This is a genomic window from Chitinophaga sp. NPDC101104, from assembly GCF_050277495.1.
Classification (GTDB): Bacteria; Bacteroidota; Bacteroidia; order Chitinophagales; family Chitinophagaceae; genus Chitinophaga.
On sequence record NZ_JBNNSF010000001.1, the window covers coordinates 1682559 to 1695963 of the forward strand.

Below are 13405 nucleotides of genomic sequence, written 5' to 3' on the forward strand. Positions count from 1 at the left end.
ATACTTTTGCACTTTAATCGCAAACAAAGGAACCTACCGTGGATCAGAACCTTTACGCCCAAAGAGGCGTTTCAGCCGGCAAAGAAGATGTGCACAACGCCATCCGGAATATCGATAAGGGATTATTCCCCCGCGCATTCTGCAAGATCATCCCCGACCTGCTCGGGGGCGACGAAGCCTGGTGCAACATCATGCATGCAGACGGGGCGGGCACCAAATCCTCCCTCGCATACGCCTACTGGAAGGAAACGGGCGATATCAGCGTTTGGCGCGGCATCGCGCAGGACGCCATTATCATGAACACGGACGACCTCCTCTGCGTAGGCGCAACAGACAACATCCTGCTGTCTTCCACCATCGGCCGCAATAAAAACCGCATCCCCGGCGAAGTGATCGCGGCCATCATCAACGGCACGGAAGAAATCCTCGAAGAACTGCGCTCTTATGGCATGGGCATCTACAGCACCGGCGGGGAAACCGCGGATGTAGGAGACCTCGTCCGCACCCTCATCGTAGACTCCACCGTAACGGCCCGCATGAAACGTGCAGACGTGATCTCGAACGACCGCATCCAGGCGGGAGACGTGGTAGTAGGGCTTGCATCCTACGGCCAGGCCACCTACGAGCGCGAATACAACGGCGGCATGGGCAGCAACGGCCTCACTTCCGCCCGTCACGACGTTTTCAATAAATCCGTAGCGGAGAAATATCCTGAATCCTACGACCCCGCTATCCCGCAGGAGCTGGTTTTTGCCGGCAAAAAATCCCTCACGGATATGATCGACGTTCCGGGATTCGGACAGATCACGGCCGGCAAACTGGTATTGTCGCCCACGCGCACCTATGCGCCGGTGATCCGCCATATGCTGGAGCAATTCCGCCCGCAAATCCACGGAATGGTGCATTGCAGCGGCGGCGCCCAGACCAAGGTGCTGCATTTTATCGAAAACCTCCACGTCATCAAGGATAACCTGTTCCCCGTTCCCCCGCTGTTCCAGCTGATCCGCGAGCAGTCGGGCGCAGAATGGAGGGAAATGTACCAGGTGTTCAACATGGGCCACCGTATGGAATTGTACGTGCCTGCCGAAATCGCGGAAGACCTCATTCGCATCAGCCAGACCTACAACATCGACGCCCGCATCGTGGGCCGCGTGGAAGCCAGCGAAGGCGAGCAAGTGACGGTGAAAAGCGAATACGGCACGTTCGAATACAAATAATAGCATCAAGGCATATACGAAAAAAGCCGGTGGACCGTTGGTCGCCGGCTTTTTTCTTTTACCCGTTATGGCAATTTGAAAGGAATATCCAGCGTATCGTATGCCGCAACCCTTCGTCCACCGTTGGTCGAACCTTTCATCGGCGGCATGGAAGATACGAGTCGCAACGCCTCTTCTTCAATACCATGGCCCAACCTGGGGCTTACGACGTGGATGTTGGTCTTCACGCGGAACCGGGTATTTACATAAGCGACGCGCACGGTTCCCTGTATGCCGTGCGCCTTCGCTTCGGCCGGATATGCCAGGTTTTGGGAAAGGAACATATGGAATGCTGCTTCGCCGCCGGGGAAGTAGGGAGGAATTTCGAGGTAGGTGAATATTATGTCTGGAGGGAATTCGTCGACTGCGATCGACCTGTTTTGCAGATTGAACTGGAAATTGAGCCGCCAATAGCAATGAACGGGCCTTCCGCCCTGAAGCGCCGGTTTCCATTTGGGCATCAGCTTTACAAGGCGGACCGCTTCCGCATCCATGCCAAAACCAGGATTCACCCCATCTACAGATATGTCAGAAATACTGCTGTCTTGCCGCAACACGAACAGGACGCACACGGTGCCTTGCCGGCCTGCCGCAAGCGCCTCGGGCGGATAGCGGGCAACGCGGCCAAAGTAAGCGTTCAGCGAATCCATGCCGCCCGGGAACTGGGGCATGCGGCTTCTGTCGACAAATACCATTTTTTCATCCGGGATGGTATCCGCAATTGTGCCGGGAGTCAACATGGATAAGCAAAGCAAGAGTGTGGAGGCAATCATTTTGATAGCGGTTGATGGTTTGAAACTACTGATTTTCCGCCGGGCATGAAAATCTTACCGGAAGGTTGAAAACGGTGGCGGAGGGTTTCCCGTTCATTACGCCCGGCACCCAGTCCGGCATCATTTTTATCACCCGCAACGCTTCTTCGTCCATCCCGAAACCAGGCGATTTACCTATGGTCCCGAAGCCGGAAAGTTTTCCATCTTCCTGCACGACGAATTTTACGAAAACGGTACCTGATTTTTTTTCGCGAAGCGCTGCTTCGGGATATTGCATGTTTTTTTCCAGGAAGTCTCGCAAAGCTTCTTCTCCACCGGGGAATTGGGGCATGGGCTCGCAAGGAAAGTAACAGCTAATTTCATCCGTGGTCGGCGGCGGTGGTGGTTCGACTATGCACTCGCCTGAAGTGTAGGTAACTTTCGTCCCATCTGCCGGGGGCGCAACGTTTTTATCTTTCGGGGAGCAAGCTGCAAATATGGACATCAGGTAGATGGGGATAATAGATCGGATCGTCATGGAAGGCCGTTTACATCCAGATGCGTTTGCGGTGCATTTCCACAAAAAAAGCGCCGCAGGAATGCGGCGCCAGTAATTGTTTGCTAATTATAGTAACGGAAAAAATCTAACATTTTGTTTTTTGGCCGGGCATGAAGGGCGACTGGCCGGGCCAGAATGAGGTGCTTTTGTCGTCATCCACCAGTGTGTAGCGGATGGGCAGGTTGAACTCAACGTCCACTTTACGTCCGTTTTGTACGCCCGGGTTCCACTTCGGCATTCCTTTCACCACACGGATGGATTCTTCTTCCAGTCCTGCCCCTTTTTTGTTGCCTACGGTCGTAACGTCCGTAATGGAACCGTCTTCCCTGACGATGAATTTCACGAATATGGTGCCTTCCACGCCTTTTTCCGCTGCTTCATCCGGGTATTTGATTTGCGAGCTGAGATATTTGTTCAGCGCTTCGTCGCCACCGGGGAAAACAGGCGGGTTTTCCACGACGGTGAAGATTTCATTTGTCGGTTTTTGGAGGGTGCGGTCAACCGGCGTTTGTGCCTTTTCCTCTGGTTTGGCTGCTACCACATCTTCTTTGTGCTGCGTGCAGGATACGGCGAAAATGAGCCCTGCGGCGAGGGGTAAGGCCATCAGCTTGCGGACGGCGGCATAACGGGTGTCGTTTTTACGGGTAAGCATCATGATTCTGCGTTTTACGGGAGGTTGGGAAAAGTGGTGAATGAGTAAGTTGGCGGAAGGGGCGCAAAGCACCTGGCGGAGGAGGTTTTCCGCGTAGGCTTTCGTTTGGCCGTTGCCCGCGGGCACTTCGTCTGCTTCGAATTCATGGACTACCTGCAGCTCGCGTTTCACGAAATGGAAGACGGGATTGGGCCAGCAGAGCGCGGTGACGAGCTCCATGAACAGCGTATCCCAGCTATGGCCTTTGCGCACATGCGTTTGCTCATGCTGCAAAATATGGCGGCTTTCGGCGGATTGCTGCTCTGCGCCCGGGTTCCAGAAGATGAAACGGAAAAAGCTGAAGGGCGAGGAAACGGCAGGGTGGAGGATGAGCTGGTAATGCTGGCCGTCCTGCCTGCGGCCCCCGCGGATGAGGCGGTGCAACTGCCAGACGGCATATCCGAAGCGCGCCAGCAAAGCCGCCGCCACTGCCGCATAGGCGAAATACGTCCAGTGCCAGGAGCTTGTGGTATGGCTGCCGGCGTTGCCGTTGACGGTGAACGCGGATGCGGTGTATTGAAGGATGCCGGCAGAGCCGGTGGAGTTTCCGGGCAGGGGGATGCTGATGAGCGGCAGCAGGAGGCTCACGGCCGTGAGGCCCAGCAGGTAAGCCCGGTTCCAGCGATGCTGGCGCTGGTTGCGGAGCGCCAGGCAGTAATAGGCGAACAGCAGGCCGGAACAAAGGGCCGCTTTTGCAAGGTACAGCAGGATCATGCTCATGGCGCGTCGTTTTTAGGTGGTTCTGTAGGGTTGGATTCCTTGATCTCGTCCAGCAATTGCTGCAGGTCGGAAACCGACATGTTTTTCTCCTTCACGAAAAACGAAACGAGGTTCGAAAATGAGCCGCCGAAGTACCCTTTCACGAGGTTCTTCACCGTGCGGCTGCTGTATTCGTCTTTGGAGATCAGCGCATGGTACTGGTGGCTCTTCCCGAAGGCTTTGTAACCGGCAAACCCTTTGTCGACCAGTATCTTCACGAGCGTAGATACGGTGTTGTAATGCGGTTGCGGTTCTGGGAGGAAGGTGATGATGTCTTTCACGAAAGACGGGCCCAGCTCCCAAAGGGCCTGCATGATCTGTTCTTCCGCTTTTGTCAGTGTTTTCATTGTATCGCTGTTTACGGAGTCCGTTAGTTGTGTGATGTTGGTGTACTCCTGGTGTTGCTGATAGGTCCTCGATTATCGTTGCTTCTCTTTGATTTGTATGCTTTGATCTTCGGTCTGTCGGTCTTCTGTAATTATTTACCTGATTTTTCGCCCGCTTTCTGCCTTCGTTGTTATATTGTGGCGCAATGCTTCCGTCTGCCGGTTTTTAACGATTTCCCGCTTGGCGTGTTTCATCGAAGCGGCGGCGAAGGAAGGTATTTCGGTTGCTGATACGAATGTATAACTATTTTTTTAGTTTACAAACTAATTTTATAGTTATTAACGTATGCGGGTCTTTGCCAGGGATTTAATTATTTTTGGATTTTAAAACAGGAAATTGATGGTCGATCAACCGATAGTTCAGCTGACGAACGCTAATATATACCAGGGAAGTTCTTTGATCCTGTCTGACGTGAATATCTCGATCAACAAGGGTGAGTTTGTGTACCTGATCGGGAAAACGGGGACGGGGAAGTCGAGCCTGCTCAAGACGCTCTACGGAGATCTCGTGTTGCGGGAGGGGAGCGGCCAGGTGGCGGGGTTCGACCTTACGAAGATGGACTGGAAGAAGGTACCTTATCTGCGCCGGAACCTCGGTGTGGTGTTCCAGGACTTCCAGTTGTTGACGGACCGTACCGTGCATGAGAACCTGAAATTTGCGTTGAAGGCCACGGGGTGGACGGACCAGAAGCAGATCGAGGACAAGATCGCGGACGTTCTGGAGAAGGTGGGGCTGGCTACCAAGGGGTTCAAGATGCCGTACGAGTTATCGGGCGGGGAGCAGCAAAGGGTGGACATTGCCCGGGCGCTCCTGAACGGGCCGAAGCTGATATTGGCGGATGAGCCTACGGGCAACCTGGACCCTGAAACTTCCGACGGGATCATGCAGCTGCTGTTCCGTATCTGCCGGGAAGACGGCACTACGATCGTGATGGCGACGCATGATTATATTGTGTTGCAGAAGTTCCCGTCGCGGGTGCTGCGGACGGAAAACGGGCAGGTGACGGACAATGCAGCAGTAAATTTTGCATAAGTAAAGCATTGGTTTACAGTAGAGGTGGTCCAAATAATTCTATTTGGAACTTGCCATATTACTTCTTACCTTTGCACCGGAAAAATAGCGAGTAATAATTTATTTTATCAAAGATGTCTTACTTAACTGTAGAAAAGAAAGCAAATATTTTCAAGGAATTCGGTGGTAACGAAAAGAATACCGGATCTGTGGAAGCGCAAATCGCCCTGGTTACCGAGCGTATCAACAGCATTTCCGCTCACCTGAAGCAAAATAAAAAGGACTTCTCCACTCACCGCGGTCTGATGAAGATGGTAGGTCAGAGAAAGCGCCTGCTTTCCTATCTGTCCAAAACCAACCTCTCCGGCTACCGTGCCCTCATCGAGAAGTTAGGTATCAGAAAATAATCCGAATTTATTGATAGCGCTATTCCCAACTATTCTGGTTGGGAATAGTTTTTTTGTATGTGTACCATTTTAATCCTCACACAAGTATGAATCTCACACCTACTTCGGTTAAATTTGATATAGGCGGAGGTCGTGAAGTGACGATCGAGACCGGCAAATTGGCCCGACAGGCCGATGGCGCCGTTACCGTTCGTTGCGGCGATTGTATTCTGCTGGCTACCGTGGTGGCCAATAAAGAGCCCAAAGCCGGGCAGTCTTTCTTCCCCCTGACCGTAGATTACCAGGAGAAATTCGCTTCTGCAGGCCGTATCCCGGGTTCCTTCTTCAAACGCGAAGGCAAGCTGAGCGACTCCGAGGTGCTGGTATCCCGTTTGATCGACCGTGCCCTGCGCCCCCTGTTCCCCGATGATTATCTCTGTGATGTGCAGGTGCTGGTGACCCTCATTTCCTCCGATCCCGAAGTAATGCCCGACGCCCTCGCCGCACTGGCAGCGTCTGCCGCCCTCGCAGTGTCCGACGTGCCCATTCAGGAGATCATCTCCGAAGTGCGCATCGGCCGCATCAAAGGCGAATACATCATCAACCCCACCCGTACCCAGCTCGCTGAAGCCGATATGGACTTCATCGTAGCCGCTACGGAGAAAAATATCATGATGGTGGAAGGCGAATCCAAAGAGTGCCAGGAAGAAGACCTCGTGAAGGCCATCGAACTCGCGCACGACGCCATCCGCATCCAGGTGAAAGCACAGGAAGAGCTCCGCGGCCTCATCGGTAACCCCGCCAAACGCGAATTCGCCCTGCCTTACGCCAACGAAGAACTGAAAGCGAAAATCGAAGCCTTTGCCGCCGGCAAAATCCTCGAAGTTTCCAAATCCGCCCTCAGCAAACACGAGCGCGGCGATGCTTTCGGCAAAATCGAAGAAGAACTGAAAGAGCACCTCGGCGAACTTTCCGAAGAAGACGCCCCGCTCGTCGGCAAATACTTCCACAAGCTGGAGAAAGAAGTGGTGCGCAACATGATCCTCGATCAGAGCATCCGCCTCGATGGCCGCGTGCTCGACCAGGTGCGCCCCCTCGCCATGGAAGTAGACCTGCTGCCCAGCCCCCACGGCTCCGCACTGTTCACCCGCGGCGAAACGCAATCCCTCACCACAGTGACCCTCGGTACGCCCGACGACGAACTGCTGGTAGAATCCGCAGCCGTTTCCAACTACGTAAAATTCATCCTCCACTACAACTTCCCCCCCTTCTCCACCGGCGAGGTGAAGATGATGCGCGGCCCCGGCCGTCGCGAAGTGGGCCACGGTAACCTGGCCATGCGCTCCCTGCGCATCATGATGCCCGGCAGCGATTACGCCTACACCGTGCGCGTAGTGTCCGATATCCTCGAATCCAACGGTTCCTCCTCCATGGCTACCGTTTGCGCAGGCTCCCTCGCCCTCATGGACGCTGGCGTGCCCCTGCCCAAACACGTATCCGGCATCGCAATGGGCCTCATCTCCCGCGCTTCCGACGGCAAATGGGCCGTTTTGAGCGACATCCTGGGCGATGAAGACCACCTCGGCGATATGGACTTCAAAGTAACCGGTACCCGCGATGGCATCTGCGGCGTGCAGATGGATATCAAGGTAGACGGCCTCAGCATGGACGTAATGCGCGCAGCGCTCGCCCAGGCACGTAAAGGCCGCCTGCACATCCTCGACGCGATGTACAACACAATCGGTACCGCCCGTCCTGAACCGAAACCGCACGCTCCGCGCATGGAGAAAATGACCATCGACCGTGAATTCATCGGCGCGGTGATCGGGCCCGGCGGTAAAGTTATCCAGGAAATCCAGCGCGAAACCGGCACCAACATCAACATCGAAGAAGTTGGCCAGCATGGTGAAGTTTCCATCTTCGCTACCCAGAAAGAAAACCTCGACAAGGCCGTTCGCTGGATCAAAGGCATCGTTGCCCAGCCCGAAGTTGGCGAAGAATACGAATCCGTAGTGAAAAGCGTAATGCCTTACGGCGCATTCGTCGAATTCCTCCCCGGCAAACAAGGCCTGCTCCATATCTCCGAAGTTTCCTGGAAACGCCTCGAGAACATGGACGGCGTGCTGAGCGAAGGCGATAAAGTGAAAGTGAAACTGGTAGGCACCGATCCCAAAACCGGTAAATTCAAACTGAGCCGCAGGATCCTCATGCCGAAACCCGAAGGTTACGTAGAACGCCCCGAACGTGAAGAACGTGGCGACCGCGGCGACCGTGGCGATCGTCGTGACCGTGGTGGTGATCGCGGAGACCGCCGTGGCGGTGGCGATCGTGACCGCGGAGGCGACCGTCGTGATCGTGGCGACCGTGGTGACCGCGGAGACCGTGGCGATCGCGGACCCCGTCCTTCCCAGCAAACCGAACAGAACGACGGTCCTGAACTGGGCCCTGTGTTCGACGAGCAATAAGAATCGTGTGAATAGCTTACATAAGAAAACGCCTCCGGAAACGGGGGCGTTTTCATTTGGTGATATCTTTTCGGAGAACTGCTGTCAGCGTTGCCTCCAGAAGATTTTGCTTTGATGTGCCCAGGCAGCATTGCTACGGCCCCAGCTTAGTTTTAAGGAGATGGGTAACCTGGCTCGCGGCCGTCTTGCGGGATCATGGTTTGCTGCGGGGAACGGCGTACAGCTTCGGCCGCCGGATGCCCCGGTCTTCATACGATTTCCGGTTCATCTCGAAGTGCATTTCGCTCATATCGTTCAGGTAATTTTCGACGGGTTCCAGTCCTGCGGCGGCCCTTCGTGCGTTCAGCCGGCTGGAGTCCGCTACGGGCCTGGGATAGGCCTGGCAACTGTCGGTATTGTACGTGACCTGCGTGCCGTACACCTGTTTCCTGCCGGTATTCAGCGCTACCCGGTCTGTGAGGTACGCGAAATGCTGCACATCGGCGTTCTTCCGTTTCACTTCCTTTTCCATAGCCGTCAGTACCCTTTGCTGGAAATCCGGGTCGAAATCGCAATGTTGTACCATATTCCAATAATGCTGCGATCCGGCTTTGCCAACGAGATCGTACCCCGGATAGCCGAATTCCCTGAAAATCATTTGCAATTTTTTACCGTGGGCGCGGAAGACACTGTCCTTGAATTGGCTCCACTGTTCGGCGCTCATTTTCAGATATTCGCCCTGCCGGACGAATGCCGCCACCTGGTCTGTTTTATGCATCCGGGCCAGGGTGTCTGCCAGGGCGGGATTGCGGGGAGCGTTTTGCGGAAAGGCAGCACCAGCAAAGGTTATCAGCATCGCTGCGAGGGTAGTGGCGGGGGAGGCTTTCATGACGACGATCTGTTTAACTCTCAAAAAATAAGCAAAAAAAACGCTGCCCGGAAGCAGCGTTGGTCGTTTTAGGGTAAGATTAACGTTTATCGGCCGGCGTTATACACCTGCTCCACGAATACCTCACTTTCGCGCCAGATCACTTTTCCTTTTTCCAGCTTGAAGATCCGGAACGATTTGCCGTTCACGTCCTCATAATCCAGCTTGTAGAGTTTCACGCGTTTGTTGGTGGAACGGTCTACCACCTGCACTTTGCCGGCTTCCAGCAGGTCCGGGATGATTTCGTCGATATAGGGGAGGATGATGCCTTCGTTATCGTTCCAGAACAGCGTGATCTTGTCGGTGCTGTAGCTGAGCGGATTGGCTTTGGACGCGGTCCAGAACTTGCTGGCGAGGCTGTAATGGCGCTGCACCTCTTCGGGGTTCAGCGGGGAGAACTGGATATTGCGGAAAACGGTTTTGGCGTACTGCTTCTGGACCAACACGGTGTCGAGGTTTTTAAAATAATCTTCGATGTCGAGTTTGTCGATCACCAGCACCGCGTTAGGCACCTGGTAAAAGACGGAGTCTTTTTTCTCGTATTCGTGTGGTACGATGGTAGTTTGGGCGGATACGGCGAAAGTGCCGCCCAGTAAGGCTGCGAGGATGATGAGCTTTTTCATAGGATAAGGTTATATTTAATAAAAATCAAATATAAATACAGTCGGGGAATTGGCCAAGAAAATTGAGGTGGGGGGAGAAAAATGTATCTTGCGCCCATGTCTTACATTGCCATAACGATTCCCGCGCCGCAAGAGCTGCGGGATGTGCTGGTCGCCCAATTGAGCGACATGGGTTACGAAGGTTTCGAGGAGCGCCCGGATGCGCTGGTCGCGTTTATTCCCGAGGGGGATTTTGTCGAGAACGATCTGCAGGGGCTCGTGGGTGCTCACGGGGTGGATTATACGAAGGAAAGGATCGAGCAGGCGAACTGGAACGCTTTGTGGGAGAGCAGCTTCGAACCGGTGCTCGTAGACGATTTTTGCGGGATCCGCGCGGGATTCCACGCGCCTTTGGGCGATGCGGTGGCGCATGAGATCATCATCACGCCGAAGATGTCTTTCGGCACGGGGCACCACGCCACCACGTTTTCGGTAGTGCGGCTCATGCGGGATGTGGACTTCAGGGGGAAACAGGTGTTCGATTTCGGGTCGGGCACGGGTATCCTGGCGATTTTGGCGGATAAGCTGGGCGCTGCGGAAACGAAAGGTATCGATATCGACGACTGGGCGGTGGAGAACGCAACGGAGAATGCGGAGATGAATGCTTCGGGGAATGTGCGCTTTAGCCAGGCCGATAGCCTTTCCGGCGAAGAAAGCGGCCGGTTCGACGTGGTTTTGGCCAATATCAACCGTAACATTTTGTTAACCAATATGGGGGAGATGAAAAGAATCCTCAAAAAGCACGGTATATTGATTTTGAGTGGTATATTGCAGGAAGACGAACCTGCAATTGTTAAGGCGGCCCAGGCAGAGGGGCTGCGTCCCGAAAAACGGGCAGAGAGGGAGCACTGGCTGGCTTTATCATTTATCGCCAGTTAATGTGGAAAAATTATCATATTTTAATTGCTGATTTCAGCGTAATTACCTTATCATTGCAGTGAAATTTACATTCATTTTAACACTTTAATTGCTACCTTAGCAGTTCTAACTTATTGTGATGACAGAATTATTGCTAATTATCTGCGCCTATCTGATTGGCTCTTTTGCTACCGCTGTGTGGGTGAGCAAGGGGGTTTTCGGTATCGATATCCGCGAGCATGGTTCCGGTAATGCCGGCGCTACCAACACGTTCCGCGTGCTGGGCCCCAAGGCCGGTACGTTCGTGATGTTGGTAGACATGCTGAAAGGCGTGCTGGCTGTCAGACTATCCTACCTTATGCCTCACGATTCAACCGAGCAACTGATCAACCTGCAGGTGGGCCTGGGCCTGGCTGCCGTTGTTGGCCATATATTCCCCATCTGGGCGGGTTTCCGCGGCGGTAAGGGCATTGCCACCCTCTTTGGGATGGTGCTCGCTATTCAACCGCTCGTAGCCCTGTATTGCGTAGGTGTTTTCCTCATGATCCTCTTCCTCACCCGGTACGTATCGCTCAGTTCCATCCTGGCGAGCATCGCGTTCCCGGTGCTCATTCTCTTCGTGTTCCGCGAAGAGGAGACGTATTACCGCATATTCGCCATTGCCGTTGCAGTGATGGTCGTGCTCACGCACCAGAAGAACATCGTTCGCCTGCTCAGCGGTAACGAATCCAAAGTTCCCCTCTTCAAAAACAGGAAAAACAGGCACGGCAGCGACCTGTAATTTCCCCGTTCCCGCAAATCCGGCACAACGATTGTATTCTTCTTTCAGGAATTGGTAAATTCGCCGCAACAACCGTTGGCAGCAACGTGTTATTGTATTGCGCAGCGACTATCACCTTCTTCTTTTAAACTATCGACCCGATGAAAAAAATTGCGTTGTTATTGGTTGCAGGAACCGGTCTTATTTACGCCTGTTCGAGAGTGCCCATCACCGGCCGCAGCCAGTTAAACCTCATTCCCGAAGCCACCATGCAATCCATGGCGCTACAGGAATACCAGTCTTTCCTTTCCCAGAACAAAGCCGTTTCGCCGGGCACCAGCAAGGATGCCGCCATGGTACAACGGGTTGGCGGCCGCATCGCACAGGCGGTAACCACTTACATGACCCAGCATGGCATGGGCAATGAAGTGGCCAGCTACAAATGGGAATTCAACCTCGTGAACGATAAACAGGTAAACGCCTGGTGCATGCCCGGCGGCAAAGTGGTGGTGTACACCGGCCTGCTTCCCGTGACCCAGAACGAAACGGCGCTCGCCTGCGTAATGGGCCACGAAATCGCCCACGCCATCGCACGGCATGGTAACGAGCGTATGAGCCAGGGCCTCGTGGCACAGGGCATCCAGATCGCCGGCGCCGTGGCCCTCAACAAGAACCCCCAGGCCCAGAATATCTTCATGCAAGCCGTGGGCGTTGGCGGCCCGCTCGGCCTCATGGCCTACGGCCGTCAGAATGAGCTGGAAGCAGACCATCTCGGCGTGATCTTTATGGCCATGGCAGGTTATAACCCGCAGGAATCCATCTCCTTCTGGGGCCGTATGGCGCAAGCCAGCGGCGGACAGAAACCCCCGGAACTCCTGAGCACCCACCCGAGCGACGAAAAACGCATCGCGCAGCTGCAAAAGCTCATGCCCGAAGCCATGAAGTACTACAATCCTTCTTCGAGATAATCTGAAGGTTTATCCATAAAAAAAGCGGTCCCGGCTATGCCAGGACCGCTTTTTTTATACTTCGGTATCGCATCAGTCGAGAATGCGGGCAAGGTTCAGCAGCTCGTCGTGCTTATACTGTTCCTTGTCGTTGCGGAAGCATTTCGCCGTTTCCTCCAGCAAAAACTGGACGATGCGGGCATTGCTCTGCGGTTTGTAGAAGTCGGGATTTACGGGCACGTTTACGCGTTTGAGATAGGTATCCACATCCTGCTGCGTATAAATCTGCCCCTGGATGGGGTCGATGAAGAAAAGGATGCGATAGTCTCCCGGGTCGGCCGGCTCCGTGAAATCATAAAACGTATCGAAATATGCGAGAATGAACTGCCGGGGAATGTTGACGGCGTACACCGGCAAATCGAGCATGGCGCAAAGGGCCTGGTACACAATCCCGTTTGTGAGGGGATTGCCTTTGCGGCCTTCCATCACCTGGTTGATGAAGAACTGGTTTTTGCGCTGGTAGCTTACTTCTTCCCCTTTAAGGCCGAAATAGTTGTAGATCATGCTGTTGAGGACATTGATCTGTTCCAGCGGGGTGAGGTAATTATTCAGTTCGAGCCAGATATTGCGTTTGATGCGGTCGATTTCGGTGTGGACGGACTGCTCCGTGAGGTCGGGGTATTGATATTTGGCGGTGAGCAATGCACCCTTGATGAGCTCCTGCGAGCCACCGGAATGCCAAACCCGGAAATCCTCCTGCAAGTCCTGGTAATGGACGCGATGGATCAGCATTTCGATGCGTTCCTGGATATGTTCGTCGACCGTCGTTTCCCACAAATGCTCGAGGTTGGGGATGATTTCTTTCCCGAACATGAGGATTTTGTTGGCCACGGTGTCGAACACTTCCTGGTCAGGATCGTCCAGCAGATGGAATAACGCGTTTATTTCCCTTGTTTCGTGCAATGGAATGAGTTAAGGATTCTTGTCTTTAAGTTACGAATTTTT

14 protein-coding genes are annotated in these 13405 nt (G+C 54.0%); 7 read left to right on the forward strand and 7 right to left on the reverse strand.

Annotation, left to right across the window (positions count from 1 at the left end; all coding sequences use genetic code 11):
- Positions 1-38 precede the first annotated feature (38 nt).
- Positions 39-1217 carry an AIR synthase related protein gene (locus tag ACQKLP_RS06920; RefSeq protein WP_427321345.1) on the forward strand — a complete coding sequence of 393 codons (1179 nt, stop codon included), beginning with the start codon at positions 39-41 and terminating at the stop codon, positions 1215-1217.
- 65 nt (positions 1218-1282) lie between these two features.
- On the opposite strand, the gene ACQKLP_RS06925 is transcribed toward ACQKLP_RS06920, so the two are convergent.
- From ACQKLP_RS06925 to ACQKLP_RS06940, 4 genes are all read right to left on the reverse strand, one after another.
- A complete protein-coding gene (locus tag ACQKLP_RS06925; protein ID WP_427321347.1) occupies positions 1283-2029 on the reverse strand; it encodes a TonB family protein in 747 nt (248 codons plus the stop codon).
- Positions 2030-2054: 25 nt separating this feature from the next.
- Positions 2055-2546, reverse strand: coding sequence for an energy transducer TonB (locus ACQKLP_RS06930; protein ID WP_427321349.1), 492 nt, complete (start codon positions 2544-2546; stop codon positions 2055-2057).
- A gap of 106 nt (positions 2547-2652) precedes the next feature.
- A complete protein-coding gene (locus ACQKLP_RS06935; protein WP_427321351.1) occupies positions 2653-3978 on the reverse strand; it encodes a M56 family metallopeptidase in 1326 nt (441 codons plus the stop codon).
- A complete protein-coding gene (locus tag ACQKLP_RS06940) occupies positions 3975-4364 on the reverse strand; it encodes a BlaI/MecI/CopY family transcriptional regulator (protein ID WP_341843322.1) in 390 nt (129 codons plus the stop codon). The genes ACQKLP_RS06935 and ACQKLP_RS06940 overlap by 4 nt, the downstream gene beginning before the upstream one ends.
- 379 nt (positions 4365-4743) lie before the next feature.
- Here ACQKLP_RS06940 and ACQKLP_RS06945 point away from each other — a divergent pair, with 379 nt between their 5' ends.
- The 3 genes from ACQKLP_RS06945 (at position 4744) to ACQKLP_RS06955 (ending at position 8266) form a co-directional block, all read left to right on the forward strand.
- Complete coding sequence (locus ACQKLP_RS06945; protein ID WP_126247308.1) at positions 4744-5436, forward strand: cell division ATP-binding protein FtsE; 693 nt, start codon at positions 4744-4746, stop codon at positions 5434-5436.
- Positions 5437-5549: 113 nt separating this feature from the next.
- A complete protein-coding gene (gene rpsO / locus ACQKLP_RS06950; protein ID WP_341843323.1) occupies positions 5550-5822 on the forward strand; it encodes a 30S ribosomal protein S15 in 273 nt (90 codons plus the stop codon).
- A gap of 86 nt (positions 5823-5908) precedes the next feature.
- Positions 5909-8266, forward strand: a complete 2358-nt coding sequence (locus ACQKLP_RS06955) for a polyribonucleotide nucleotidyltransferase (RefSeq protein ID WP_427321354.1) — start codon at positions 5909-5911, stop codon at positions 8264-8266.
- Between the two features lie 193 nt (positions 8267-8459).
- Here the strand turns inward: ACQKLP_RS06955 and ACQKLP_RS06960 are convergent, their stop codons facing one another.
- Entirely contained in the window at positions 8460-9134 is a 675-nt protein-coding gene (locus ACQKLP_RS06960) for a DUF6624 domain-containing protein (protein WP_427321356.1), read from the reverse strand.
- An 86-nt stretch (positions 9135-9220) separates the two neighbouring features.
- Complete coding sequence (locus ACQKLP_RS06965; RefSeq protein WP_427321358.1) at positions 9221-9796, reverse strand: hypothetical protein; 576 nt, start codon at positions 9794-9796, stop codon at positions 9221-9223.
- Positions 9797-9892: 96 nt separating this feature from the next.
- On the opposite strand from ACQKLP_RS06965, the gene prmA reads away from it, so the two are divergent.
- From prmA to ACQKLP_RS06980, 3 genes are all read left to right on the forward strand, one after another.
- Positions 9893-10714 (forward strand): 50S ribosomal protein L11 methyltransferase, encoded by an 822-nt coding sequence (gene prmA / locus ACQKLP_RS06970; protein ID WP_427321360.1) that lies wholly within the window; start codon positions 9893-9895, stop codon positions 10712-10714.
- A gap of 118 nt (positions 10715-10832) precedes the next feature.
- Positions 10833-11474, forward strand: coding sequence for a glycerol-3-phosphate 1-O-acyltransferase PlsY (plsY, locus tag ACQKLP_RS06975; RefSeq protein ID WP_341843327.1), 642 nt, complete (start codon positions 10833-10835; stop codon positions 11472-11474).
- Between the two features lie 140 nt (positions 11475-11614).
- Entirely contained in the window at positions 11615-12421 is an 807-nt protein-coding gene (locus tag ACQKLP_RS06980) for a M48 family metallopeptidase (RefSeq protein ID WP_427321362.1), read from the forward strand.
- 72 nt (positions 12422-12493) lie between these two features.
- Here the strand turns inward: ACQKLP_RS06980 and ACQKLP_RS06985 are convergent, their stop codons facing one another.
- Entirely contained in the window at positions 12494-13363 is an 870-nt protein-coding gene (locus ACQKLP_RS06985) for a transglutaminase-like domain-containing protein (protein ID WP_427321363.1), read from the reverse strand.
- Positions 13364-13405: the final 42 nt, after the last annotated feature.

What these genes read in the sequence shown, in the direction of transcription:
- ACQKLP_RS06925 (WP_427321347.1), bottom strand. Translation starts at nt 2,029, where the DNA reads ATGATTGCCTCCACACTCTTGCTTTGCTTATCCATGTTGACTCCCGGC.
- ACQKLP_RS06930 (WP_427321349.1), bottom strand. Translation starts at nt 2,546, where the DNA reads ATGACGATCCGATCTATTATCCCCATCTACCTGATGTCCATATTTGCA.
- ACQKLP_RS06935 (WP_427321351.1), bottom strand. Translation starts at nt 3,978, where the DNA reads ATGAGCATGATCCTGCTGTACCTTGCAAAAGCGGCCCTTTGTTCCGGC.
- ACQKLP_RS06940 (WP_341843322.1), bottom strand. Translation starts at nt 4,364, where the DNA reads ATGAAAACACTGACAAAAGCGGAAGAACAGATCATGCAGGCCCTTTGG.
- ACQKLP_RS06945 (WP_126247308.1), top strand. Translation starts at nt 4,744, where the DNA reads ATGGTCGATCAACCGATAGTTCAGCTGACGAACGCTAATATATACCAG.
- rpsO (WP_341843323.1), top strand. Translation starts at nt 5,550, where the DNA reads ATGTCTTACTTAACTGTAGAAAAGAAAGCAAATATTTTCAAGGAATTC.
- ACQKLP_RS06955 (WP_427321354.1), top strand. Translation starts at nt 5,909, where the DNA reads ATGAATCTCACACCTACTTCGGTTAAATTTGATATAGGCGGAGGTCGT.
- ACQKLP_RS06960 (WP_427321356.1), bottom strand. Translation starts at nt 9,134, where the DNA reads ATGAAAGCCTCCCCCGCCACTACCCTCGCAGCGATGCTGATAACCTTT.
- ACQKLP_RS06965 (WP_427321358.1), bottom strand. Translation starts at nt 9,796, where the DNA reads ATGAAAAAGCTCATCATCCTCGCAGCCTTACTGGGCGGCACTTTCGCC.
- prmA (WP_427321360.1), top strand. Translation starts at nt 9,893, where the DNA reads ATGTCTTACATTGCCATAACGATTCCCGCGCCGCAAGAGCTGCGGGAT.
- plsY (WP_341843327.1), top strand. Translation starts at nt 10,833, where the DNA reads ATGACAGAATTATTGCTAATTATCTGCGCCTATCTGATTGGCTCTTTT.
- ACQKLP_RS06980 (WP_427321362.1), top strand. Translation starts at nt 11,615, where the DNA reads ATGAAAAAAATTGCGTTGTTATTGGTTGCAGGAACCGGTCTTATTTAC.